This is a genomic window from Rhizobium zaerense, from assembly GCF_051810725.1.
Taxonomy (GTDB): domain Bacteria; phylum Pseudomonadota; class Alphaproteobacteria; order Rhizobiales; family Rhizobiaceae; genus Rhizobium; species Rhizobium leguminosarum_I.
The window spans coordinates 4189409-4212086 of the sequence record NZ_CM132690.1; the positions used below are offsets into that span (position 1 = coordinate 4189409).

33 protein-coding genes are annotated in these 22678 nt (G+C 55.5%); 14 read left to right on the top strand and 19 right to left on the bottom strand.

Features of this window, described 5'->3' with window-relative positions; all coding sequences use genetic code 11:
- Positions 1-140: 140 nt before the first annotated feature.
- Positions 141-389: a hypothetical protein gene (locus tag ACS4RR_RS20790; protein WP_162118251.1), complete on the bottom strand. Its 249-nt coding sequence runs from the start codon at positions 387-389 to the stop codon at positions 141-143.
- A gap of 221 nt (positions 390-610) precedes the next feature.
- Here ACS4RR_RS20790 and ACS4RR_RS20795 point away from each other — a divergent pair, with 221 nt between their 5' ends.
- Entirely contained in the window at positions 611-850 is a 240-nt protein-coding gene (locus ACS4RR_RS20795) for a DUF6894 family protein (protein WP_222295610.1), read from the top strand.
- A 1-nt stretch (position 851) separates the two neighbouring features.
- Here ACS4RR_RS20795 and ACS4RR_RS20800 read toward each other — a convergent pair whose 3' ends face one another.
- The 13 genes from ACS4RR_RS20800 to ACS4RR_RS20860 all read right to left on the bottom strand — a co-directional run bounded on the left by ACS4RR_RS20800 (position 852) and on the right by ACS4RR_RS20860 (position 11710).
- Positions 852-1577 carry a Crp/Fnr family transcriptional regulator gene (locus tag ACS4RR_RS20800; RefSeq protein ID WP_222295582.1) on the bottom strand — a complete coding sequence of 242 codons (726 nt, stop codon included), beginning with the start codon at positions 1575-1577 and terminating at the stop codon, positions 852-854.
- Between the two features lie 292 nt (positions 1578-1869).
- Entirely contained in the window at positions 1870-2034 is a 165-nt protein-coding gene (locus ACS4RR_RS20805; protein WP_170257879.1) for a hypothetical protein, read from the bottom strand.
- Between the two features lie 532 nt (positions 2035-2566).
- Entirely contained in the window at positions 2567-4165 is a 1599-nt protein-coding gene (locus ACS4RR_RS20810) for a site-specific integrase (protein WP_456189266.1), read from the bottom strand.
- Complete coding sequence (locus ACS4RR_RS20815) at positions 4166-4642, bottom strand: hypothetical protein (protein WP_456189267.1); 477 nt, start codon at positions 4640-4642, stop codon at positions 4166-4168.
- Positions 4643-5174: 532 nt separating this feature from the next.
- On the bottom strand, positions 5175-5792 hold the full coding sequence (locus tag ACS4RR_RS20820) for a hypothetical protein (RefSeq protein WP_456189268.1): 618 nt from the start codon (positions 5790-5792) through the stop codon (positions 5175-5177).
- Positions 5785-6054, bottom strand: a complete 270-nt coding sequence (locus tag ACS4RR_RS20825; RefSeq protein WP_456189269.1) for a DUF29 family protein — start codon at positions 6052-6054, stop codon at positions 5785-5787. The genes ACS4RR_RS20820 and ACS4RR_RS20825 overlap by 8 nt, the downstream gene beginning before the upstream one ends.
- A 266-nt stretch (positions 6055-6320) precedes the next feature.
- Entirely contained in the window at positions 6321-6869 is a 549-nt protein-coding gene (locus ACS4RR_RS20830; RefSeq protein ID WP_456189270.1) for a hypothetical protein, read from the bottom strand.
- Positions 6862-7308, bottom strand: coding sequence for a hypothetical protein (locus tag ACS4RR_RS20835; RefSeq protein ID WP_456189271.1), 447 nt, complete (start codon positions 7306-7308; stop codon positions 6862-6864). Before ACS4RR_RS20835 ends, ACS4RR_RS20830 begins: the two co-directional genes overlap by 8 nt.
- A complete protein-coding gene (locus ACS4RR_RS20840) occupies positions 7298-7999 on the bottom strand; it encodes a hypothetical protein (protein WP_456189272.1) in 702 nt (233 codons plus the stop codon). The genes ACS4RR_RS20835 and ACS4RR_RS20840 overlap by 11 nt, the downstream gene beginning before the upstream one ends.
- Complete coding sequence (locus tag ACS4RR_RS20845) at positions 7996-8409, bottom strand: hypothetical protein (RefSeq protein ID WP_456189273.1); 414 nt, start codon at positions 8407-8409, stop codon at positions 7996-7998. The genes ACS4RR_RS20840 and ACS4RR_RS20845 overlap by 4 nt, the downstream gene beginning before the upstream one ends.
- On the bottom strand, positions 8406-9053 hold the full coding sequence (locus tag ACS4RR_RS20850) for a hypothetical protein (protein ID WP_456189274.1): 648 nt from the start codon (positions 9051-9053) through the stop codon (positions 8406-8408). The genes ACS4RR_RS20845 and ACS4RR_RS20850 overlap by 4 nt, the downstream gene beginning before the upstream one ends.
- Before the next feature lie 192 nt (positions 9054-9245).
- A complete protein-coding gene (locus ACS4RR_RS20855; RefSeq protein WP_456189275.1) occupies positions 9246-10109 on the bottom strand; it encodes a hypothetical protein in 864 nt (287 codons plus the stop codon).
- Positions 10106-11710: a hypothetical protein gene (locus tag ACS4RR_RS20860; protein ID WP_456189276.1), complete on the bottom strand. Its 1605-nt coding sequence runs from the start codon at positions 11708-11710 to the stop codon at positions 10106-10108. The genes ACS4RR_RS20855 and ACS4RR_RS20860 overlap by 4 nt, the downstream gene beginning before the upstream one ends.
- 412 nt (positions 11711-12122) lie before the next feature.
- Between ACS4RR_RS20860 and ACS4RR_RS20865 the strand changes: the two genes are divergently transcribed.
- The 5 genes from ACS4RR_RS20865 (at position 12123) to ACS4RR_RS20885 (ending at position 14866) form a co-directional block, all read left to right on the top strand.
- Positions 12123-12602, top strand: a complete 480-nt coding sequence (locus tag ACS4RR_RS20865) for a hypothetical protein (protein ID WP_456189277.1) — start codon at positions 12123-12125, stop codon at positions 12600-12602.
- Positions 12599-12976 carry a hypothetical protein gene (locus ACS4RR_RS20870; protein WP_456189278.1) on the top strand — a complete coding sequence of 126 codons (378 nt, stop codon included), beginning with the start codon at positions 12599-12601 and terminating at the stop codon, positions 12974-12976. Before ACS4RR_RS20865 ends, ACS4RR_RS20870 begins: the two co-directional genes overlap by 4 nt.
- Before the next feature lie 54 nt (positions 12977-13030).
- Positions 13031-13231 carry a hypothetical protein gene (locus tag ACS4RR_RS20875; protein ID WP_456189279.1) on the top strand — a complete coding sequence of 67 codons (201 nt, stop codon included), beginning with the start codon at positions 13031-13033 and terminating at the stop codon, positions 13229-13231.
- Positions 13231-13887, top strand: a complete 657-nt coding sequence (locus ACS4RR_RS20880) for a hypothetical protein (RefSeq protein ID WP_456189280.1) — start codon at positions 13231-13233, stop codon at positions 13885-13887. The genes ACS4RR_RS20875 and ACS4RR_RS20880 overlap by 1 nt, the downstream gene beginning before the upstream one ends.
- Positions 13888-14014: 127 nt before the next feature.
- The gene (locus tag ACS4RR_RS20885) at positions 14015-14866 is read left to right on the top strand and encodes a hypothetical protein (RefSeq protein WP_456189281.1); all 852 of its coding nucleotides are present in this window, start codon (positions 14015-14017) and stop codon (positions 14864-14866) included.
- Here the strand turns inward: ACS4RR_RS20885 and ACS4RR_RS20890 are convergent.
- Positions 14853-15455, bottom strand: coding sequence for a hypothetical protein (locus ACS4RR_RS20890; RefSeq protein ID WP_456189282.1), 603 nt, complete (start codon positions 15453-15455; stop codon positions 14853-14855). The two genes, ACS4RR_RS20885 and ACS4RR_RS20890, sit on opposite strands and share 14 nt — an antisense overlap.
- Before the next feature lie 90 nt (positions 15456-15545).
- Between ACS4RR_RS20890 and ACS4RR_RS20895 the strand changes: the two genes are divergently transcribed.
- Positions 15546-16565 (top strand): nucleotidyl transferase AbiEii/AbiGii toxin family protein, encoded by a 1020-nt coding sequence (locus ACS4RR_RS20895; RefSeq protein WP_456189283.1) that lies wholly within the window; start codon positions 15546-15548, stop codon positions 16563-16565.
- Here the strand turns inward: ACS4RR_RS20895 and ACS4RR_RS20900 are convergent.
- Together ACS4RR_RS20900 and ACS4RR_RS20905 are read right to left on the bottom strand one after the other, a co-directional pair.
- On the bottom strand, positions 16562-17230 hold the full coding sequence (locus ACS4RR_RS20900) for a hypothetical protein (protein WP_456189284.1): 669 nt from the start codon (positions 17228-17230) through the stop codon (positions 16562-16564). The genes ACS4RR_RS20895 and ACS4RR_RS20900 overlap by 4 nt on opposite strands.
- Positions 17227-17844 (bottom strand): hypothetical protein, encoded by a 618-nt coding sequence (locus ACS4RR_RS20905; protein WP_456189285.1) that lies wholly within the window; start codon positions 17842-17844, stop codon positions 17227-17229. Before ACS4RR_RS20905 ends, ACS4RR_RS20900 begins: the two co-directional genes overlap by 4 nt.
- Before the next feature lie 106 nt (positions 17845-17950).
- Here ACS4RR_RS20905 and ACS4RR_RS20910 point away from each other — a divergent pair, with 106 nt between their 5' ends.
- Together ACS4RR_RS20910 and ACS4RR_RS20915 are read left to right on the top strand one after the other, a co-directional pair.
- Positions 17951-19156, top strand: coding sequence for a hypothetical protein (locus ACS4RR_RS20910; RefSeq protein WP_456189286.1), 1206 nt, complete (start codon positions 17951-17953; stop codon positions 19154-19156).
- The gene (locus ACS4RR_RS20915) at positions 19156-19404 is read left to right on the top strand and encodes a DUF4884 domain-containing protein (protein ID WP_456189287.1); all 249 of its coding nucleotides are present in this window, start codon (positions 19156-19158) and stop codon (positions 19402-19404) included. The genes ACS4RR_RS20910 and ACS4RR_RS20915 overlap by 1 nt, the downstream gene beginning before the upstream one ends.
- A gap of 108 nt (positions 19405-19512) precedes the next feature.
- Here the strand turns inward: ACS4RR_RS20915 and ACS4RR_RS20920 are convergent, their stop codons facing one another.
- Together ACS4RR_RS20920 and ACS4RR_RS20925 are read right to left on the bottom strand one after the other, a co-directional pair.
- On the bottom strand, positions 19513-20172 hold the full coding sequence (locus ACS4RR_RS20920; RefSeq protein ID WP_456189288.1) for a hypothetical protein: 660 nt from the start codon (positions 20170-20172) through the stop codon (positions 19513-19515).
- Entirely contained in the window at positions 20147-20740 is a 594-nt protein-coding gene (locus tag ACS4RR_RS20925; RefSeq protein WP_456189289.1) for a hypothetical protein, read from the bottom strand. The genes ACS4RR_RS20920 and ACS4RR_RS20925 overlap by 26 nt, the downstream gene beginning before the upstream one ends.
- A 131-nt stretch (positions 20741-20871) precedes the next feature.
- Here ACS4RR_RS20925 and ACS4RR_RS20930 point away from each other — a divergent pair, with 131 nt between their 5' ends.
- Genes ACS4RR_RS20930 through ACS4RR_RS20950 form a run of 5 tightly spaced genes read left to right on the top strand, consistent with a single transcriptional unit; the run spans position 20872 to position 22665 of the window.
- Positions 20872-21159, top strand: a complete 288-nt coding sequence (locus ACS4RR_RS20930) for a hypothetical protein (RefSeq protein WP_456189290.1) — start codon at positions 20872-20874, stop codon at positions 21157-21159.
- Complete coding sequence (locus ACS4RR_RS20935) at positions 21156-21413, top strand: hypothetical protein (protein ID WP_456189291.1); 258 nt, start codon at positions 21156-21158, stop codon at positions 21411-21413. The genes ACS4RR_RS20930 and ACS4RR_RS20935 overlap by 4 nt, the downstream gene beginning before the upstream one ends.
- Positions 21410-21631: a hypothetical protein gene (locus ACS4RR_RS20940; RefSeq protein ID WP_456189292.1), complete on the top strand. Its 222-nt coding sequence runs from the start codon at positions 21410-21412 to the stop codon at positions 21629-21631. Before ACS4RR_RS20935 ends, ACS4RR_RS20940 begins: the two co-directional genes overlap by 4 nt.
- On the top strand, positions 21628-21894 hold the full coding sequence (locus tag ACS4RR_RS20945) for a hypothetical protein (RefSeq protein WP_456189293.1): 267 nt from the start codon (positions 21628-21630) through the stop codon (positions 21892-21894). Before ACS4RR_RS20940 ends, ACS4RR_RS20945 begins: the two co-directional genes overlap by 4 nt.
- A 42-nt stretch (positions 21895-21936) precedes the next feature.
- A complete protein-coding gene (locus ACS4RR_RS20950) occupies positions 21937-22665 on the top strand; it encodes a hypothetical protein (protein ID WP_456189294.1) in 729 nt (242 codons plus the stop codon).
- Positions 22666-22678: the final 13 nt, after the last annotated feature.

Consider the following 22678-nt stretch of genomic DNA (forward strand, 5'->3'; position numbering starts at 1 on the left):
GAGCGCCTACGGTCCGCCAGGGGATGAAACCGATCGCTAAAGCGCGTCGCGATCTTTCAGATCCGCTTGTCGCGCTTTAGGTCTTTGTTTTTACGCATGTCGTTGTCGCAAAACCGCTGCACACTTTTGCGCGACATGCTTTAGTGATGAGCAGTGGACGTCGCTGCGTTGACCTGCACCGAATAGGGGCTGTCAAACCTGGTGATCAGCAGCGTAGCCAGTTCCTCCGGCGTCCTGTGCCCTTGGCTATAAAGATCGGCAGCCGCGCTGCAGAGCAATTGCGTTGCTCGTTCCGTCGGCGTGACATGATTATGCCGGTACCAGGTCCGAATAGCCTCCGTAAGCACGTTCACGTCTTTCGTCCGGAGCGAGAGATTGAAATCGATCATATCGTCCTCCTACGTCTCGCCGCTCCGGGTTAATCTTGAGTTCAAGCTCGCGCTAAAAAATTTAAGCCATTGGCTCCTCGCTGCCAACTATCAGTGCGGTTGCGCACAGTGGCCGTAAGGGCATCGGCATCGATGACGAAAGCATGCCCGATACTGTTGATTTGAAACCTGCTGAACGGCAAAATAAGCGACTTATCCTGCCGGGCTTTGAAGGATTTCGAATGCCACGCTTCTACTTCAATATCCTGTCGGAAGCCGGGTCGCTCGACGACTGGGAAGGAACCGAGCTTCCTGATTTGGACGCCGCTCGCATGGAAGCGGTGCGTGATGCTCGCGCATTGATGAGCAGTGCCGTGCTGCTTGGATATGACATTGCGTCAAGAAGCATCGAGATCAGAAATGAAGCAGGCGATATCCTGCTCGTGTTGCCCTTTTCGGAAGCGGTTAAGCGAATGGACTGATCTACCTGGCGCGGAGCGGAAGACCCAGCACCTTTTCGTATTCGCGCTCCGGCACTCCATAGCAGCCACCGGCAATTTCGATCAATTTTTCCCTATCCAATATTCGCACGTTTCCGCGGGTCGATCGGATGGCGTGGACGCCCTCAAGAACGTGTAGTTCATTGGTGACGCCGGAACGCCGGACGCCGAGCATCAATGCCAGAAATTCATGGGTAATGGCCAGGTTGTTGCCTTCAAGGCGGTCGTGGCACATCAGGATCCACCGAGCCAGCCGTTCATGCATATTGTAGCGGGCGTTCGCGAGCGCCGAATGGGCAAGCTGCAGCACGGTTGTGTGAACATAGCGAAGGAAGAAATCCTTCATCTCGGGATCATCGGCGAGCGCGCGCTGAAACGTCTCCATCGGCACCATAATTCCGGACCCTGCGACTTGCATGAAGGTGCGGGTGGGGGTGGTCTCTACCGCCAGGACGACGTGCATCCCGGATACGCCTTCGCGCCCGATATGGCCAATTTCCACCACTTCTTCGTCGATGCTGCTGACAACCATGGATGCCAGGCCTCTTTCCAAGAAGCAGACATGCGTGGTCGGCACGTCGTGATCGACAAGAGCATGCCGTAATGGCAGGTCGACGCGCGACATCCCTTCCGAGAGGCGTGCGAAGCGTTCCGCGCTCAACATTTTCAGCAGGGTATTTTCGACAGTCGATTGGTCAATGTGAGTCATAGCGGCTCCGCATGGGAGCTTGGATGTCAAAACCAAACGCCTGTGAGTTGGTGAAAAACTACGGGACGGCCGTTGGTTTGGCCATAGGTCCCGGGGAAGTGTGCGTTTATGACAAAACCGCACATAAGCCGCTGAAATTGTTGATGATCAGCGGCGATAAACCGGCAGCGGTCTTTCGATACCGGCCAAAGACCCTAGCACATTTTGCCTCGGCATGCGCGCTCATTGCGAAAGGACGAGCGATTCACAAAATAAATATCTGCCTTTTGCGGATCGTTGCTAAAAGCCGCAATCAATCTCGCCAGCCAAGTCGGCGGCAATGGGCTTCGGCGGTCAGGACCGCCGCCTTTCGGTCAACGTAAGGACCTGGCAGATAGACCGTGACGCCGCGGAAACTGACGATCACCGCCTTTGTCACGCTATCGAAGACGATAGCCATATCCCGCTCGTAAGCCATTTGATTTCCTGACGACGCTTACTCCATCGAAATGTGCTCTTATTCGAATGAAACAAGGTGCCGACTGCAATCCTTCAGGCGCGGGGCTTTTCACGGCTTGTGACGAAGCGGCGGAACGACTGATGCGACCGGCGATCTATCGACCGATTGGTGCGGAATCGCACAGGAACTCTTCCGACTATCCGTCGTTTGGCCACAAGGATCGCACAGGTGCCCCCTCTTGTGACGGGGCCGTACGCCAACCCTTCCTTCCTGTGCGGTCCGTCCGTTCCCAATTTGCCCCGTTTCGGCGGGGCTTCTTTTTGATCCATAGCGCGCAAGGCGCGAGGACGGCCAGGGACGCGGCAGGGTTTGGCGATGATGCCCCACGCTGGTTCTGCGCCTCACGATGAAATCCTGGGGAATTTTTGGCTGAGATCAGCAGAATCGAAAAACCCCGCCGGAGCGGGGCTTCAGACTGGTCGGAGTGGAGTGATTCGAACACTCGACCCCCACGTCCCGAACGACCAGCGTCAGTAGACGAGTCACCTTGCTACGCCGCATCGCGCGTTGATTTTGCTCGGCTTTCATCAATTGCTGTCGATTCCTGTCTACGCCCGTTTGGTGCCATTCTGTCGTTATCTGTCGATTTCTGTCGGCCGTTCTTGCCCTGTTGCGGCTTTGTCTCTCGCACTTTAACCGTGTGAACGCCCTTGCCCTTGCGATACGGGTCAGAAATCGCTGCAGCGATTTTTTGTAGGTCTTCCTCGCGGTGCTTGGCATAAGTTTTGACGAGGGTCTCGGTGGACATGCCCAGATACGCGGCGACAGATGGCAACGGAAGTTCCTTGTCGGCACACAGCCAGGTCGCAGCAGAATGGCGGAATGTGTGAATTACGGATTCCGTGTCGTCGCCAAACGTTTCCTCGAAGATTGCCCTCATGCCGTCTTTTACGTTGCCCGGCTCTTCCTTGCCCTGCCGATGGTACGGGTAGGCACAGGGATAGATAATTCCTTGATCTCGCCACCTGACCAGTCGCTTCACTGCGATAGCCGGAATTGGCAAATTTGGGGCCTGCTTCGTTTTGTGCTCGATCTCGTCATCACCAAGTCGGTGATATCGACCTTTCCATTGGAGACTTCCACGATCCTCGCCGGTCTCTTCATCGATGTCAGGCACCCACTCCTGCCAGAGATCGATCCACGGCCGATCGCCCTCGTTACGAAACGACACCCGCTCGATCTTGTCTTTACGCGATCCAGTGGTGATCGCCAGGAATGCAAACCTCGCCAGGTGCCGTCGCGTCGGCAGGTCTTTGACTGGCTTGCCGTTCACCCAGCCCATTCCCTTGAAGCGATACGCCGACCGGATCATGCGACGGACGTCCGCCAACGTGAACTGATGCTTTCGAGGTTCATACTTCGGCGGCAAGTGAACATGGATTTTGTGACGGATGAATTCGTAGGTGACCGCAAAGGTGACGGCCGCGCTAAGCTCCTCCAGATAACGTCTAGATGCAGACCGTCGATAAGGAATCGAGGCCGGGTTGAAGGGCTCCAAAGGTTCAGGCGGCTTGCTACGCAGCGGCCGTAAAACACGGTTCCACCCACGTCCGGTAAGGTCGGCAACGAACTTCTCTCTCGCTGCCGCCTTCTTCTGGAATGCCGCAAGCTTGCCCTCATAGATCGCATATTGTCGATCATGAAGCGCCTTGGCTCGTGCGATTTCACGAGTATGGACAAACTTGCCGAAATCCAGGCAACGGACGCGACTGACTGAATCGAGCGGCAGGTCCTCGAAAAATTCGATAAGCACCGTAAGGCGGCCGAGGACATCCTCTTGTCGTACCAGTTCGTTCGGATAGTCGTCATCGGGCACGAAGTTTTCGATCCGGCGGTCGATATAAAAGGCAATGAGATCAGCGACGGTGACATCTGAAGTCGACTGTCGCGTCATCATCAAGCGGCCACCGGCCCTCTTTTCTTCTTCGTATGCCTTAGCTTCGGCATAGGCCCTTTTTGCGCCCTCCTTTTCGCCACCGAACCCAAGGCTCCACCGATACTTCGGTGCACCTGGCTCTGGATCGATGATGTGCCACTTATCAATCTTCTTGTCGTACCACGGTCGAATGCCGTCGGATTTGCGGCCCATTCACTTGCCTTTCTTTTTCGCCAGCGCAGCTTTCATAGACAGGAGCTTCGCCGATGCGTTGGCTAGCGACGCCCCACCCTTTTGCTTTTCGTAGTTGGTTTTGGCCGCCGAAGGCTGGTACTGAATTACCCTTGACGTTCTGTGCTCGCCCTCAGACAGGCCGAGCCAATCTCTCAGTGCGGCGGGCGTGACATACTGCTTCTCAGCCTTCCGGATGCAGACGAGATGCCCTTTAGATATTGCCAGCCGCAAGGAATTGAGGGTGAAATTCGGCCCGGACACATCGCGCTGCGCGTCCTTTCGGAGAATGCCACCGAGCAGCGGGTGGCAGATGGCACGACGAATGGGCACCAGCTCCGCCTCTGAGGGTATCCAGAGCCGCAAAGCTATCCTCGTCTTCTCGATATCGCGGCGGACTTGCTGTGAACGCGCAACTATAGCCGCCACCGCACGTGCGGTTTCGTTAATATCAGACATGCTTTCAATGGGTTCCGGTTTCGACGCCAGGGAAGATAGCTGTCGGATGACGTGGGAGCAATACACTTAAAGAAAAAAGCAAAACCATTTCAGTTAGTTAAAACAAATGTCGGCCACAAACGCGCTGTTACCGACGTTTGTTTTCGTTAAAATTCTAATCGTTGTGGGCAAGCCGTTGTTTCCACACGCGATCAGTAACAAAGCCGGAATTCCCACTTGATTACTGAAACTGGGCCGAAGGAATTTTAATCTACGACACTGCCAGAACGAGGCGATCTCCATAGGTCACCGCAGCCTGCGCGAGCCACTGCGTCATCATTCACTTCGGAAGCTAAGGCTAGGTAGGTTCCGCTACACTGTCGAAAAATCAGGAATTGCTGGGCATCTGGTAGTCGTGAAAGCCGAGAGCTTGGATGAGTTCCGCCATCAGCTTGTCGACGGCATCGTCAGCCCTACGCGATCTTGTCGCCGACCAAGAATTCGAGCGTTGCCGTGTAGTCAATCAGCTGGTCGTTCGCTGGTCGCAGCAGTCTCATCCTTGGTCTCCTCGCTGTTGCCTCGACCACGCATCGACGTCGAGAATGATGCCATCTCGCGACGGGTCAGGCTCGCCAACAAGGTGCTTGTGCCGGTCGCAAAGCGTCAAACAGATTGAGTGCCCAAACCTTAACCGCGCTGGCTCTCCGCATTCCTGACACGTCCTCAGGCTCTTGCCGTAGGCGATGCCGCGTCGCTCGCCCACATACGCTGCAATCTCATCAGCACAATCTGTAAATAGCCGGAGTGCACCGAATTTTTCTTTACCCCAGCGCAACCTCGCCCGATATCCGGCATTCTGAAACTCACGCAGCCCGTCGCAGAATTCCATGAGGATGCCTAACCAGCCTGGTCCGAATTCCAAATGACGGGCACCGGGTGCATCATCTTCCTGAAAGACGTCGGCATATTCCGTTTTGAAATCTTCAAAACGTCGACGACGCAATTCGATTTGAAAGCGCTCGATGTCATCGGGAGCGAAGACGACATCTTTAAAATCTTTGGGAACTGGCGGGGTTGGTATGGTATCGCCGACGTCAATGACGTGGACTAAAGTCACAACGTCAACCCCAAGAACATCGGCAGCTTCTCGCAGCGTCAACAAATCAGACATCTCGGCTCTCCAGACGTTTGATCGCACCCGGGAAGTCAAAGTCTTCATCGACCAGCTGTTCAACAGTCAGCGGACATTGTGCCGGGAAATCCGGGACCTCGATCTTGAAATGACGCGACATGTTGCTGATCTCTATCCTGCCGAGCGCTTCGATTTCTTCCGCGAGATTGTCGGCATCGAGACCTGTAGGCGATGGATCGAGAGCACGTAGCAGCGCCGCTTGTTCTCGTGTCCATTGAACGAAGTCGGTTTCATAAGACATCGCGACTCCTCAGTTGGATTTGGAGAGCCAGCGCCCGGACCTGCTGCTTCCGCGCGGGGTCCTGATTGCCGGACCATGGGGTGTCGTCGCAGTCGATAACCAAGCCGTTGTCTTCATACGCAGTGTATAGAGTGACACTCGGCTTCGTTTCGCCGTAGATATCTCTCACGGCTGTGAAGAATTGGTCGATCAAGGGCAGCCATTGGGACCGTACATTGATCTCCGCATCTCGTATGAGATCGGGGTGTCGAGCGCGGAGGTCATCTTCAGTCATCAAACCGACCTCGCGCATGCTCATCACAAAGTGTCTTCCGCCAGCCACCAGTGCGCGTCCGTCCGGGCTTCCCACATTTTTCACAGGTCCGCTGCGACGCCTCGACTGCTTCCTTGTCGGCCGCGCGGCATGCTTCAAGCCCGGCAGGATCGCAACGGTAGCGAAGCTCAAGCGCACCCCACTTCTCCCCAGCGCTCTTGAGCAGAAAGCCGGGCTGCTCGCGGACATCATCAAGGAAGCGGTCGACGATGGGGAGCCAGCCCTCGCCGCAGAAAATCTTGTCCTGGTCCGGCATCGCGGCCAAAATCTCATCGTGAATACGCCGGGCGATTTCAAATCCGACTTGAGCGACGATCCAGATGCGCGTCTTTCCGTCGAGATGCTCGAATCGCGGCCGGACAAACTCCCGGCGGCGGTCGAGATTCAGGCGGTCATTCTTCGCCAGCCCAGCCGTTGCAGCCAGGTAGTCAGTGACGGCAGCAGCGATGCGATCCGCTTCAGCGCGTCGGGTAGCATGAAGATGTTCGACAAACTCAATCAAAGATTTCTCCTTTACGGCCGCCAGCAACCCACGCGCGGCGTTGCTCGGCATGCTTTGAGCAGAGCGTCTGCCAGTAACCATCAAAATTCCCGGGCTCTCCCAGCTCTCCGCAGATTTCACAAGTTTGCAGACTGTCACCGGCCGACATCATCCTGATCGCCGTCAACTCAGCAGCGAGCGGCTCGGGATAGCTGTCGACTTCCATGACCGGGCGCACGTAGATTTGCAGCTCGCCCCATTTTTCTTTGACTTGTTTTATCTTCGCGCGACCGGCCCAGCCATGTCGTTCGAGGCTCTCCTGGATGCGTTCGAGCGCCAGCTGGACGATGAACAGCCAGCCATCCTCGACCGCAAAGGCGATATCCGGCGGCAGGATGCGGGCGTGCTTCTGACGGAGCTGCTGGATAAACTCGTCGCGATCAAAATTCTCAGGAAGCATCGGGACCTCCCTGATTGTGCTTGCGAGTAGCCTCATCAGAAAGCACTTCAAGATCGCTGATCATCTCGTTGATTGCCATCTGCGTGCCAAGGAAAACAGCTGGAAGGTCATGGTATCGGACCCGGACATAAAGGGTGCCGTCGTCCATCTCAACGCGCGTGATCAGGACTTTGCCGACGATATCTTCCTGCTTCACGACCTTGTGGATCGAGCGAAGGGTTGTCGACAGCAAGTCGAAAAGGTGATTGGGAACGGCCAAGTTGATTGAGGCCCCATGGCCGGGCGGGAATAACATATGAACTTCGTCGAAGAGAGCCGCCTCACGAGCTGCCTTCTCAGCTGCGCCCCCGGCATGCCCGATGCAGAAGACACGATTGCCTTCCATTGCGCCAGGGGTTCCACACACCTCACACGTCTGCTGCGACAGCCCATAAAGCTCCCGTTGCGCGACACGAAGAGTGTCCATTTGCTCTGGATGCCAGCGCGACATCTCAGGAAAAACGAATGCTCGGCACCCGTCAGGGCACCGTTCGAAGCGGCAGGAAACGGAGTCGGTCAGGTCGCCGATACCGTCCATCTGATACAGGAAATCCATGATGAGTTGGGTCCAGCCGTCAGGCTGGCTGTCGATGGATGAGTGATAGTAATCGCGATACATAGTGCGGATGCGGTCGATGTTGTCCGGGCTCATGCGACACCTCCCGCGTGCTCTTCGCAGTAGACGCCTTCGTTCGTCCCGCCCAAAATCCGCATCCGCAGATGACCTTCAGCACCGCAGACCATGCAAGTCGCCTGCGTCTGGCCATAGAATTCTGCCAGTGCCTCGACGCAGACCAGAGCGCGGTCGGGGTGCCATTTGCCGGGCGGCATCATCGGCGACGCGAACGCCATCGCACTCGACCGATAGACTTCGACACGAAGTTGGCACCAAGTGATGGTCCCCGGGGCCATGAAATTGCCGGGGCCGACGGTCGACAGGCGGTACATGCGCTCCAGCAGATTGACAAGCGGTTCGGTCCAGCCATCCGGCAAAGCGGACATGCTGTCATGCCAGAGGAGATTGTATTCGGCATGAAGGCGTTCAGCGATCTCCTTTTTCATTGAACCGACCTCCCCTCGAATTTTGCGAGTCGCTCCTCAGCGCAGTGCTCACATAGCCGTTGTTGATGCAGACCGTTTGGCTCCTTAACGATAATGTGAGACGGTCCCGCGCAGACTTCACAAGTTTCGCAGACTTGCCAATTGAAGCGGCAAACCGCCTGGATCACGTCGAGAGCCTTCTCCACACCGACGTCACGCGACCGGCCGTGGTTCGGGAGGCGACCATGACTGTGGCCGAAAAAATGCCAGGCACCGTGATGACTGGCGGGCCAGACGCGCATGCCGTAGTGGCAAAGCGTTACCCGTTCTCCGTCAACGTGGGCCTCCGCCATGTGCACGGGCGGCTGGTCCCATGCGAGATCGGCGAGGTGCTTATGGACGCGACCTTTGGCGTCGGTGTCGTGATTTCCGATAATCAGGCGGATGCGTCCGTTGAGCTGTTGGAAAATCTTGCGGGTACGGTCGGCGTCGCCGTAGCCGAAGTCACCGAGATGCCAGACGATATCCGTCGGCGCGACGGTCTCGTTCCACCGGTCGATGAAAAAGCGATCCATCTCTTCCGTCGTCTCAAACGGCCGGAACTGGAGCATCAACTGATGCCCAAAATGGGTGTCGCCGACAAAATACTGCTGAGTGTAAGCCACTTTGCGAGTCCTCTTAATCCTTCGAATAGTCACGTACGGATACCCGCGCGAACGGGTAGCCAGCGTTAGCTGGTCATAGGTTCCGTAGGTCTATTCGTAGAACTCGCATGCATGGTGCCTTTCTGGGGCATTTGTGGCTGCGGATATACAACCACAAGGGAGTCCCCTGATCAAGCGGATTCTGGAAGAAAGTTAACCGAAAGCTATTGCCGCTGCGGTGATGTGGTCGGTCTCGATGGCAAGCTCTGTAAAACGGCTGGCGATCTTGCTCGGCTGCGGCGTAACCTTACCTTTAGCGGCAATCCGCTCCAGCATCACAAAGTAACCGCTGATGAAGTTGCAGCATTGCTCGTATGTCGCGGGGTTATTGCCGCCTCGTACAAATGCCCGTCCAAACGCTTGGTGCCAGTGTGCTGGTAGACGCTGTTGGTTCCTAACGTCGGCCAGTACCCGCAGCTCCCGAATGATCTTCCCACCAAACAGCCGGTTCAAGTCTGCTAGGAAAGGATATCTCATTTCGAACGAAGCGATTAATTCAATCTCGATGTAGTCTCGGTTTTGTGCGGGGGACTTATCAGCGAACGGATATCCATCCAGTGCGGCAGCGAAATTCTCAGCATCGATCTCCGGTCCATCTTCAGTCAGCATGAATCTCAGCTCCGCTTTCACCTTCGTGATATCGTGGCCGTGGACGATATTGTTCGGGTCCACAGCGGGCTTCGGCTCCGGCTTTTTAACTCTTGTTTTCTGTCCTGGCTTCTTCTTGTTTTCAGCAACCCAATTCAGGTTTCGCGTGGGATATACGCGGTTCAGCTCAGCAACGTCGGAAACGATTTCATCGATGCCGTCCGGATCGTCAGGGAGCTGGAAAGATAGCGGCACGTATTGACGCGTGCTGTTGTAAGGATGGTGGCTGAAAACTGCTTCGTGGGTCGGAAGGCCCACCCAGTTCTTGGTCAATCTCTTTATGTCTGCGATGACATCATTGTAGGCTCCATCACGAATGCTGTAGTCGACTTTGAAGACAATCGCGTTGGGAATGACATCTGGGATCATTGATAGGTTACCTCCGCTGTGATGGTCTCCAGCGTGCTCAGCAGCTCCGACCATTCTGTTTTTGTTGGTTTAACTCTGAATGTTGAACGGTGGCTTCCGGACGTTGTGAACAGCCGCAAAAGTACCTGTCTGTTGCCGGTCCATCGCACCTGCATCTCTTCGACATCCTCGATCACCTCCTGCCAGCGGCCTTCTTCGATCTCGTTCAGTTGAATGACTGCCTTCACGCAGTCTTCGAAGGTGCCACCTCCTGCGCCGTTCGGAATGACCAGGGCCGCCTCGGCAAGGGCTTTCGCTTCGGCTACCGCCTGGTCCTTTCTCCGCTGGATGGCATCGGCCTCGACTTTGACCATTCGCTTCAGCTTACCCGCCTTCCCGCCAAGCCGTTCGATCCGAGCAATCTGGGCTTGCATGCGGTCCGTCGAGGAGACGCGGGCCGCCAGATCAGGGTCGGCAGCCTCTTCCGCCAGCATTGACCAGAGGGCGTGCTCGGCACCGAACTCGTTGATGGTAGCCAGAAGACTTTCCCCGCGAAAGGTTCGTAGGTCGTAACCGGCAGACAGCGGTTTCTTGTCGATGGCCTCTTTAAGGATGGCGAGCCACAATTCGAAGAACCGGCGCTCGTAATATCCGTCGAAGACCTCGCCTCGACCAAACAAATGGACGGCTTTTGCCCATGTGCCGGAATTGATCTGGTAAAGCGGATCGTCGGGACCACCGTCGGCAACGGTGACCTTGTCGCCCGGAACAAGGCACGGACGCGGTGGCTGAAGGGTGAGCGTGAAAATGTAATAGCGGATAGCTTTGCCACGACCGGTCTCGGTGACCTTCTTGATGCTGGTTCGAAATCGACGGACCTTTTTGAGGTCTTCGACTGACCGGTCGACAAAGTCACGGAGCTTGCCGGTGTTCATGTTGCCTTCAGCGTCGCGCGGGAAACCTATGATATCGCCAAGCTGGTCGGGCGTCAGCTGAACAAAGACCTCGTTGCTTTCTCCCGGCTGCCATTTCTGCCGGTGGCTTTCGAGTGCCAAGTGCTTGTAGAGCGCTGGACTGTATTTCGATGTCATCGAGCCATCAGCAATGGCCGCCAACTCAACGTAGGCGTATCGAGGCATGCGCCGCATCAGCTTCCGGATCGGCGTTGGGAACGAGTATTCGATGCGATGGTCGTCTCGCGTGATTTCCTGCCAAGTCGTAACCATCTGCACATTCGCGAACCTGCGATCCGGATTGTCACCGTCGCAAAAGTCGAGCCTAACTGCCGTCAGTTTGTCCACGGCAGCGATCACTGCTTGCTTCCTCGCGTCCTCCCCCATGAAACGGGTTATCGCCTTCAACGAGACGGAGTAGTCCAGTCTCTCCATCGCCGGGTCAGCCTCGTACGCGTTCGCCAGGAGGATTTCCCAGACACCGATGTCGAATACCGAGAGCTTCCCCTTCGTTACTCGGACGCCGGTCATCATCTCAGGCGGGCGTGGTGACGCCGGAGCTACTTCTGAGAACTTGTGTGGCTGCTTTTCAAGGATTTGGAGGCTGCCCCGAGGCCTTGGGCGAAAGGATTTGCGGCCGAGCGTTGGCAGCACAGTTTGGGTGTTCATTCGTCATTGCTCTATTCCCTTGCAACCAGTGTTGTCGTCGGCGGAACAAGAAGCAAGCTTTAAATCCCAAATATAGTTGACAGGGATTAGATAGGTTTCCGTTTAAATCCCGGTTCACAGTTTGTGGGATTTGCTGACTTGATCCGGAGTTGGGAAATCTGGGATATAAACGATGTCAACAATTACTTGTTTTTGGGAAATCCGGGATTAAAACACTGTGGACAAAACCAATGTTTACAGAGACTTCACCGACCTTCGTCCCGTCGATTCCGCGCTAATACTATGTACGGGGTGGATCGCTTCGCTCAATTTATAATTATTTTTCCCGTTTCGCTTCGCGATTTTTGTTGTTCAACCCAGCCTGTCCGCTCTGCCTTACCTACCCTTAGCGCGGAGGGCAGTCCTCTGGGCTTTGGAGCGGGTCGAGGTTGATCATGGCCGTTCGGCGCATCAGCGACAAGCCGGGTTCCTTGCATCGAACAGCTCTACATTTTTCGTAGTAAAGTTTCGTAGTGAAAGAGAGACCGTCATGCCGCGCAAGCCAGACCCGGGCAATGAGTATTTCCGAGCAGCGACTGAACGGTCTAGGCGTAAGGCTGCCGTTGAGGGCCGTCCTGAGGCGTCTTTCGCCGACACGGCACTGGCAGCAGCCGTCTTTGCCTATGCGGAACGGGTCAAGGAAGAGAAGTCCGAGACCGCAGCGCTGCGGTGGATCGTAAAAGCGGCAGCGGCAATCTTGGCCTCTCATCCCGGCCGTTCGTTCGATGCCGCCGAGGCAGAACGGAAGGTTATCCAGCGAGCCGGGATGCGCCGCAAACCGGATGCTCGTCGAATAAGGCGGGTGACGAAGTCAATTGACCTGCCGAAGGCATTGCTGGGAGGTGTGAAATGACCGCTCCAGTTTCCGTAGAAGGCGTTTCAGCGACCTTGAATCAGACGCCGGTCTCCCCCCATTACTTCGCATTTTTGCATCACAAATATCGCGTTTCGCGTAGTGAATTGGACGACATCATAAGGAACTGCCATGCCGGATTACGTCACGTTGCTGCCGATGATCCAGATCGCGCTCGCCAGCTCAACGGGGTCGGCTTCTCGGTATCCGACCAGACGATAGGGCATAAGCTCGCCAAGGCTCCGGTCCAACTCTTTCTGAAAAGCGAGGTGTTGGCACAAGCGTTGGTGAAGCTGGCGATCAAATACCGTCGACAAATCCCGTCAGCCCTTCGCTTCGATCCAAACAATCGGCAAGGGTCTCTTTCGGTTTAAGCTTGGTCAAATCGGCCGACCGTTGTCTCCTATTCGAAAGACTTGGAGACAACCATGCACGTCGTCGATCTATCATACCTTACGAAGGCACAGCTGGCCGAATACGAGCGCCGGTACAAAGCCAATATCGCGATCTACGGCCTGACGGAAGTCGAGGCTCTCAAGGGCAATAACGGCTTTATCGCAAAGGTCGCCGCCAACGTTGCCCTCAGGGAAACCCGCGACCGCCGTCAGTCAATCTGGATGAAGCGCTGATGGCAACCTTCACCTCCGCCCGCACCAGCGCCACCGACGTTGCGATCCGCCTGCAGGAAGTTGAGGCGGTTCTCAAGGGCGTTCTCGATAAGCTCGCCGATCTCACCGGCCCGGAAAACCCTGACCTCACAGCAGTCAATGAAGACCTCGACCGTCTCTACAAGATGGTCTCGTTCGGCTCTTACACCAACCCAACCAGTGCCGATCCCCGTTCAGAGACCGTCTTTGACTTAGGTCAAAACAGTCTGTTCTATTCGATCTTCGGGTTTAACAGCGAGCTTGCCGCAAGCATTATAGCTGGCGGCGGTCCGGCTCCGATATCGACTATGATTGCTCACGATACTGACACCTGGTTCTGGAGTGCTGGAACTAGCCTGCTGTCACTGACTATCGGCTACGATGCGTACGGACCTCTCCTGAAAGAATATGTGAGTGGTGCTAGCGTAGCGAGCGCGACATTCGGCAACATAGACATGTTGGACGCGATCCTGGGCGGCGATCATTTTGGTAACACGAGCAGCAACAGTATCGCGTTTCGTGTGTTCGGAGCGACAAACAAAGTTCCGACCGGAAGCACTTCCATCGTCAGCATGATTGAAGCACTTCAAAGCCGTATGTCATCCGCAGAAAGTCGCCTTTCCTCCGGAGGTCTATAATGGCCCTTGCTTCACGCTCCGCCGGGACTCACACTTTTATTTCCCTGGCGCACCACATTCTTTTCCTGCGCCCATCTTGGCCCTGGCGCGTTCACTCGCTGCCGGGCCATTTTTTTGAGATGACGCCATGGTCAGCGTAGCCCTCAACTTCAACCGCCAAGCAATTCAACAGGAACTGGACGCCATCGGACGGCAGGTGCTGCCGCGTGCTCTCGCTCAGCAGCTCGACGACACCGCATTCCTAGTTCGTGACAAAGTCCAGGATGAAATCCGCCGGTCGGTGGACCGCCCAAGGCCTTTCACCCTGCGGCCCATGAAGATCACGAGAGCGAAATGGCGTGACGGCGACCGTATGGTTGCATCCGTCGACATGCTTCCGGTCCAGGCGGATTACCTATGGTTTCCCATCACCGGACAAACCCGTCACCCCGGCGATCCTGGAACTGCCCGGAACGATATCCTGTCGTGGTCAGCGCAAGCCACCCAGTTCGGCGGTGCATTCAACAGGACCCCATTCAAGAGGTTGACGGCTCGGGCTAAGAAGGAAGCCGTCGGACGTGCAGCGCTACGGGCTCAGCGTGTGGCCTTCGGAGCTGCTGGAAGGCTGCCTAGAAGCCTGAAATGGGTTTCCGCGTCCCGTAATGCGCCTGGCGTATTTTGGGGCGTTGTAAATGGCACTCACGGGCTCTGGCAGCGACCAGATAGGTACTCACGGGCTGAGCGCGACGGGATTATCGGCAACGCAAGAAGCCAGCCGGGACATATCTCGACCGCTGGATCGCGCGGGGGCTCTACGATGCCATGGACTCGTGCGGGATCGAAGCTGAAGCTGCTTCTAGCTTTTCAGGCGACCGTTCGGACCCCGGTCACGATCCATTACGACGACGCCATGCATGCCGGTTACGCCCAGGCGATGACGGAGGCCAACTTCGTCCGTGTCCTGCAAGCAAAGAAGACTTGGTTCGTTAACCGTCCGTAGGTTCTGCGAGCACCCTGTAAGACGCTGAGGCTCGCGGGTCGATGCCGGTTTTCCCTTTCAGGAGATCGATGTACTCGACGGCTGTCCTATAAAACATTTTGGCTGGCTCTGGCTCAGCCGAGCGAAGGTAATCCTTACGTTGATGCTTCTTGTGGAGCTTGCCGGGCTCATTCGCCGTCGACTGAATAATGGTCGGCTCGATCTCGAAAGGCTGAGCGTGCGTGACGAGATTGCGCCACTGCTGCATCTGCTCGATCCGTTGAAACAGCCCTTGTGACTTGTCGGCCACGATACCGGCAGCCGAGCATAGGATCGTCATCTTATCCCAAAAGCGCCGTGCCGACTGGTAGGCCTTAAAGTCGAAAGTCTCATAGCCTGGAGTCGAAGGCATCGTGAACGCCACCGATGCGGAGAAACTCTCGACCGCTGCGAATGACAGCACCATTCCACCTGTAAAGAACGAGAACCCCATGGACATATTGCCAGTCTTAGGACGCCTGTCGGCAATCAATCCGGCCTTGATCAGCTCAGCAGCGGCGTAGAGCGTCATATCCCAATCATGGTTCTGCGCGGAATATTCGTAAGGCACTGCGTTCTCCATAACGGCGGCGGATCGGCGAATTCGTCGTATGCATAGATCAGATCGACGCTCTCTCAAACAAGCTTTGGGAGAGCTGCCATGGCCAACGCTGCCACTTACGATCTTGGAATTCGCCTCATCGACCGCATTAAATCTGCCTGCCAGCTCCATGGCATCGACACTCGTCTCGCAACCGAACGCATGCTTGCCGAGGAGATTTCCCGGGGGCTTTCGAAACACCTCATCCCTCGACACATGATCAAAGGCGGCCTCCTGCATCCTCAAGTGAGCCGGGAAACTGCCGACCTCGATATCCTGTTTGAACGGAAAATCGAGGCTCACGAAATGCATCGGGCTTTTGAACTGATGAAGCATGATCTAGCCGCGAAGGGCATAGAGCTGCGTACCTATTCCCATGACCCAGAGCCTCTTCACATTGATGGTCATGGCGGTGATCGATACAAGATCATGGCGATGGCCGGAAACACCCGCATCAATACGCAGATCGACATGACCGGTGGCACCCAGCAGTTCCCGAAGTTTAGGCCGGAACGCCGCCACGGATCGGTGTTCTTTAAGGGCCAGGAGCCGCTCTTCGGCCTGTATCAGACTTTCGAGTCTCAGGTGGCAGACAAGCTGATTGAGGTCGTGACAAACCCGGCCACAACCCGCTGGAAGGATTTCCGCGACCTGTCGATCCTCCACAACATGAAGCTCGACGTCACACACATCGGTGCTGAGGTCGTTCACAAGATGCGCCAGAAGCTGGATAGCGACTATGCGATAATGGATGCTTTCCCAGAGGAACCTCTGGCTTTGAAATGGGAGCTTGCCCAGGCGAAGGCGCAGCTGTGGCAGACGTGGAAAGACAAGAACGCTCCACAGATGAACGCTTTCATCGACGTGCTGTGTGATAGCCGCCAGATGTATAACGCCGTTAGAAACCACCTTCTGGCTGGTCTCAAGCTGCATGAGGACCGCCATCAGCGCGTTCGTCGTCGGGTCGCTGCCGTCGACAAGGTGCGTGAAGGCATGGCGAAGACTGAGGACACCGGCAACGTGGTTCAGATGGGCAAATACAGGGACAAGGTAACGATGGCATTCAAGCCGAAGTTCTAGCCTATCGGAAACAGACCGGGCGGTTTGGTCGGATCGAAAGGTATCTTCGCCATTCGCTCCATGTATGCCGCCCGATCCTCATCACGCTTGCGGCGCTCTTCGATCTTGCGATTGAACGTGTCGCGTGGGTCAAAGCCCCTGCGATCCACTGTAGGAACGCCGTAGTGATCATTCAGAGATCGTATCAACTCAAGTGCCGCCATGCCCTGATGGGAAAAACAAACTCCCTTCTCGGCGTAGTATTCTTCAAAGTCGGGGGGAGACGCGATCTCACGTCCAGTGAATTCAAGACCGTTCTCAATGCTGTCATGTTCAACCTTGAGCCGGAACGCGCCATACATCAGCTGCCGATGCAGCGATGTCCACCCAAGGTCCGCAGGGTATTCCAATTGCGGTTGAGGCACGCGGGTACGTCGTTCACCCTCGTTGTCGTATTGACCGGTGTCCCGGACATTCTCCGAACAGTTGTCGACATACTTGTCCAGGATGACGGTCAGGCGGACGGCGGTAAGCCACGCAAGGCGCTTCCGCTTTCCGCTCTCTATGAAGACGTCCTTGAAGGCTCCCAGGAACGTACCGAACGCAACGGCCGTCAGTGTTCCAGCTATGGTAATGAGATTACGTCCGACCTCATCAGCAGCTAGATGTCGAAACCATTCGATCATTTCTGTAGTCTCCGCTGCTTCTCAAGTTCCTTGAAGTCGATACCGTATCGATCTTCAAGTGCCGTCAGAATTTTGGGAACGGTGGTGCCGACATGAAGCGTGTGCTTGCCGATTTCGATATGAGCGCCCAAAATCTCCGTTGCCGTCCAGTCCTCGTAGCGACCTCGGAAAACCTTCGCTTCGCCGGACATGCGGTAGGGGCTGGCTCCGGTTTGAACATTGATGCTTTTCCAGTTCAGCCCTGCAGCGATGCCATCAGCTACAACTGAGTAGAGGGCGTCCGGATACAGTCCCCTCCTCGCACGTCGTTCCGCTTTCAAAGCTTGTTCCAGACCTGTCGTGAGAACGTACGCGATCCCCATTTCACCGGTCAGCGCGAAATTCGCCACTTGCTGCATTACGGTCCGATGTCGCTTGTTCTTCGTATCGCGGAACCGCTGGCAGAAGGCGACCCATGTTTGGAGCGTGGATGCGTAATCATCCCCTGATCGGCCGGGCCCGTTCGCTTCGAGACGTGCAGCCTTATTGACGGCGTCCGGAACAGGGCTGTCGGTGATGGGGACGTCTTTGTTGGAGAGCTTCCTGAGGTAGTCGATTAATTCCTGTCGGCTCATTGTTTTCCCCGGCAACACGATTCTTGCATCAACCACTGGACGCCGATGGATTTTGCGACAACCATTGATTCAACGCCAACAAAAAGACGGTAGGGAGCCGTCGGTTATGGCCAAAATCACAAAGAAAATCCGTCTCCAAGAATACGACGTACTCAACAACGAATTCAAAATCACTTTTCAATTAGCTGATTACGACAACGGGCCGAAGTTGACCTGCGCTTTCGACCGACAAGGCTGCATCAACTTAAGCGGCGACGCCGTTGACTACCTTAACATCATGGGCATCCTCACAGTCTGCCAAATCGAGATCGTCGACGAACTCCGTTCCTGGGTCGAAAAATCCCGGAAATCGCTTGGTGGCCTTTCCCACCGACATGTTATTCAGTCTCGTTTCGAGGTCACCGAACGCCTGGAACAGGAGCGCCGTGGCAAAGCTGAGGCCGAGTGGATTATCGCGGCGGCTCCTCCGCTGGATTGGGCGATGTCCATTACGGAGGAACTAGACGAGCCTTGCGACAACACCCCATGGAACCAGTCATTCAAGTTTATCGTACCTGAGCACGGCGACATCGCACCTCAGGAGTGGGACAGCGAATGCTCTAGCTCCGTCGAGACCCGTACCTTCACCGCCCCGAATGGCTCACAGGTCACGCAGTTCTACGAAAATGGCGTCCTGACCGACGAGATTGCCGACATTGCGTACTTCGAGGGAGCCCGGCCGCAATGGACCGGCGGCACGTATTTCAGCACCCCACTCGACGACAACGGTCCGGCCGTGAAAGCCCTAGAGCTGTCCGTGGAAGCGACCAAGGAGCGCATCACAGAAATGGAAGCTGCTGGGTTTGGCGAGGAAGCTGTCGAACCATCCTCGCTCATCCACCCCAAGCTTGCCAAAAAGCTGGCGAAGATGAAGGCTGACTACGAACTCGTTCAGCAAGTTCAGGCCGCCGAGCCGCTGCCGGAACCATCGAACTTCGAAGACCTACTCGAAAAATTTAAAGACCTAGTCGGCGAACATTATGAGCCGTTGTCCTGGCCCGCGCAGAAAACGTTTAAGGACCACCAGAGAGAGGTCGACGAGATTGAAGCAGCTCGTCGGGCGATCCTCGATCACGTCGAGGCGATGAAGCAAATACCAGCTGCCCCTGTCGTCGCTCCTCCGTCGTTGCCGACCGGAGCCATCGGCAAGGCCGTCAACGTCATCCACACACATGCTCGCCGGTTCCTCACGCCGATGTCATTGCGCGAACATGATTTCCTCCGGTCGGTCATCCAAGAGGAGATCGAGAAAGTCGTTGGAGGTGTGCTGTGATGCGACTCGTTCTGTTTGTTTTGTTTATGGGAATTATTGCCCACTTTATCGAAGCCCCTGCTCAGAGCATCTCTCGGACATCCACAGGAACACGGATTGATTTCCTGTTTGAGCAGGACGGCTGCAAGGTTTACCGGTTCTACGATGGCGGCTTTGATAACAAAGTCTTCTCGACATGCCCGGCACCGATTCCGTTGCGGCACCATTCACCAAAGCTGCTGCAATTACCCCTGATATGCAGCCGGTAGCACATTTCGGCGAGTGCACGATGATGAAGCATTCGCAGCCGAACGGCGGACACGCGTATCCAGTGATTTGCCCAAAGACGGATGCGGAATGACTACCGTTGTGGCTGCCTAATCTTCTTGATCTGGCGGCTGCTCTACCCACAAGCCTTCCCTCTCCAGAAACAAAAACCACTGCTCGGCCGTGGTTTCGAACAGCTCGACAATATTGATCTTTTCGCCTTCTGGTTCGATCTGGATATACGCAATCGCGCGTGCGTTCGTGATCTGCTTATCCGTCATTCCGAACTTGACTGTTGAACCGATAGCCATGTCCTTCATCGGTTTGCCCAACGAAATCTTCATATGCTTCACCGTGTTGGCGATCTGGCGGCAGAAATTGATGCCTCGCAGCTCGTCGCCATTGCGTTCGATGAACCTGATGATTGGGCCTGGGTCGTCCTTCGGAGGCTTCTTGCCTTTCCTGAGGCCCGTCAGCCGCAGGTAGGCTTCCGGTGTCAGTTCATTGAGCACCCAATCCAGGATGTGAGAGCCTGTGACCGCCGCATCGAAGGCGGCATACTGGACCGCTTTCGTGCCGCCGCCGGACCGCAGGCGCTCGATATCGTGGAGAAGCTTGAGATAAAGGTCGGTCGACGATCTCAAGCCGAAGTATTTCGATGGTGGTCGCGGCACTATCTGTCCAATACCGAGCAGGTTGCTGTCAACGGCATGGTAGTAAGGCATGCGCCACGATGAGGAATCTTCACTCTCGACGCCCTTCTTCGACAAGGTCTGTAACGATCCTGATCGTCTCACCAATAGTCGCCTTGAACATCACAGCAGTCACCGCCTGCTTTATTTCCTCACGCTGAATGCCCGCCAGGCGATCTACGTCACGCACCAGGTTACGAGCAACGCTCTCCTCGACGATCATCGTTTGTTGTGGGCTCTCACCGTATGCTCGCAGGATCATCCGACTATATTCCAGGCACAAGCTGTTCATTCGCGATTTCAAGCCTGTCTCTGAGGTGCCAGGATAGTTTTTGACAGCAATCTCCACCCACAGCCCCAGGTAGATATCTATGATCTCCAAACTCTCGTCGTCTGACAGGTCGGCTGCGATGACGGCTGTGGTGATGATCGAGGCACAGAAGGCTTCGACCTCAAGCTGATTATATACACCAAGACCCTGATATTGCTCACTCATACGTTGAGTGATCTCGTCCGTTAGCTCCAGCAACCCCTGAAAGAATTCGAGCTTCACTGTTTTGAGTCTAGTCACGCGAAAGTACAGCTCAACGCCTTTGTCGGCTTCTGCGTTCGGATCGACCTTCTTTGATTTGAAAAACGAAAACATTCCCACCCCTAAGTATCCCCTGCGCCCAGAGATTGCATGGAAACGGCAATATTTCCAGCGATTTCACTTGTGTCAGTTCCGCCGACGAACAACCATTGTAGGTATCGAAACGCGTTAGGGAGACGCGTCAAATGACTAAACTTACCGAATCTCGTGGCGGCCGGTATGATGACGTTCCTCAGCGGGAATTCGTCTACCTCCGTTCGAAGGACAGCTATTTCGTCCTGCCTGCCGAGACCGCCCGTATGATCATCAATTTCCGGGATTCTTGTGCGGCTGCCGGGTATCGCGACGCGACCGGCGAAGGGCACGAATACAGCTCATATCAATATTTCCTAGAGTCCACGTTCTCTCACCTGGAGGAGGTCTGCGGCACCAAGAAGATGGGCGACAAGCTTCGCCGGAAGAAAGTGGCATGATGGACTCTCAGGCACTCACAGACAGCTGGCAGCGCTGGGCGAATGACCGCCGCGTCGTTCTAGAAAAGGGCGCTGCATACCAGGTTTCGGCCAACGAAGCTCAATTTCAGGGTCTTGGCATGACCGTTATCCAGATGATTGATCAAATCCGGCGCGAACCTCAGCTGGACGCCGCCCGATACAATGCCATGAGGCAGGTTATCATCCAGCAGCTGTTCGAAATCTGGTCGTTGGACCGAGAGGTGAAGGTATGAAGATCGCAAAGCACATCGAGATCGTCGGAGCCGACACCCAGACCAACGGCGGGACCGCGTTCTTCACGCGGGCTTTCGTCGATAAGCTGGTCACGCACCCCAAGATACTTGAGGGCTATGCAAAAGCCGACAAATCCAAGCTCGGCAAGGGTTACACGATTTATATCGCGGAACCTGACGGGTCGGTTACCGTGCTGGGCGATGAGATATCCGCATGACTGAATACACCAACGAATACGGCCCGGTCGAAATCCTCAGCCCCAGCCCAGCATCCAACCGCCACCTGCTTGTCCGAATGAAAATTCATACTGCGTACCTGGAAGACATCCCGCAAGAATATGTCGTCTATTCTACAACTATGAAGTGGCGCATGGACGGCCTGCCGCATCCGCTCGACGTTAGAGAACTGAAGGTCCTGAGCACCGAGGAGATGGTCAGCGGGGATGGATCGGTGTCTGTGACGATTGAGGTGAAGGGATGAAGCTGATACCTGAAAGCTTCTTTCAATATCGGAGCCATCTCTTTGCTTCTCAATGCAGAAAAAATTGGTCTGTTCGCAGCTTACGAGTGGATCAATCCGCTTAAGCCACTGTCAAAGTGCCTGGAGGATTGGGGTCACGAACTAGCAAATGATGACAGTTTTCAAGTTAGCTTAGGTGATATCGCCGCAACATGCGGGTCTGTGATTGCGCTGCGCAGTTTGCCTGAAAACATTGATCGGCGAGCAGCTATATCGGTTATCTATCCCGCATTGAAGCGATCAACGCGTTGCACACCTGACCGGCGCGTTCGCCAGTGCTTGAAACTTATCAAAGCCTGGATGGAAGAGACGGCAGACCTCGACGTCCAACTAGCGCGGTCCCTGTTGCCGCATGAGAACGCCAATTCATTCTGGTATCCTGAGAACCCTTTCGAATTTGCCATTGGTGATGATCGGTTCGAGATCGATGACACGGTGATGCGCGTACTCGATGGTGTCGACGCGGTGAGTAATGTCTTCAGGACGGTGATAGATTACATTACAGATGAAGCGTTGGTCGACCCTCGTCTTTATTCGAATAGCTATTTGGAGCACGACAGCTTGGTTGAGGGTGCCAGAAATGATTACCATCCAAGCTCAGTCGCTCGGTTGATCATCGAACTTGTCCCAGCCCCCGAGGTTGAACGCGAGGCTCAGGTAGACGATATCTTGGCGATATCACCGCTCCACACGCTCGAATTCTCTGAGAATACACTCCAACGGAAATGGTGACGGGGCCCCTGGG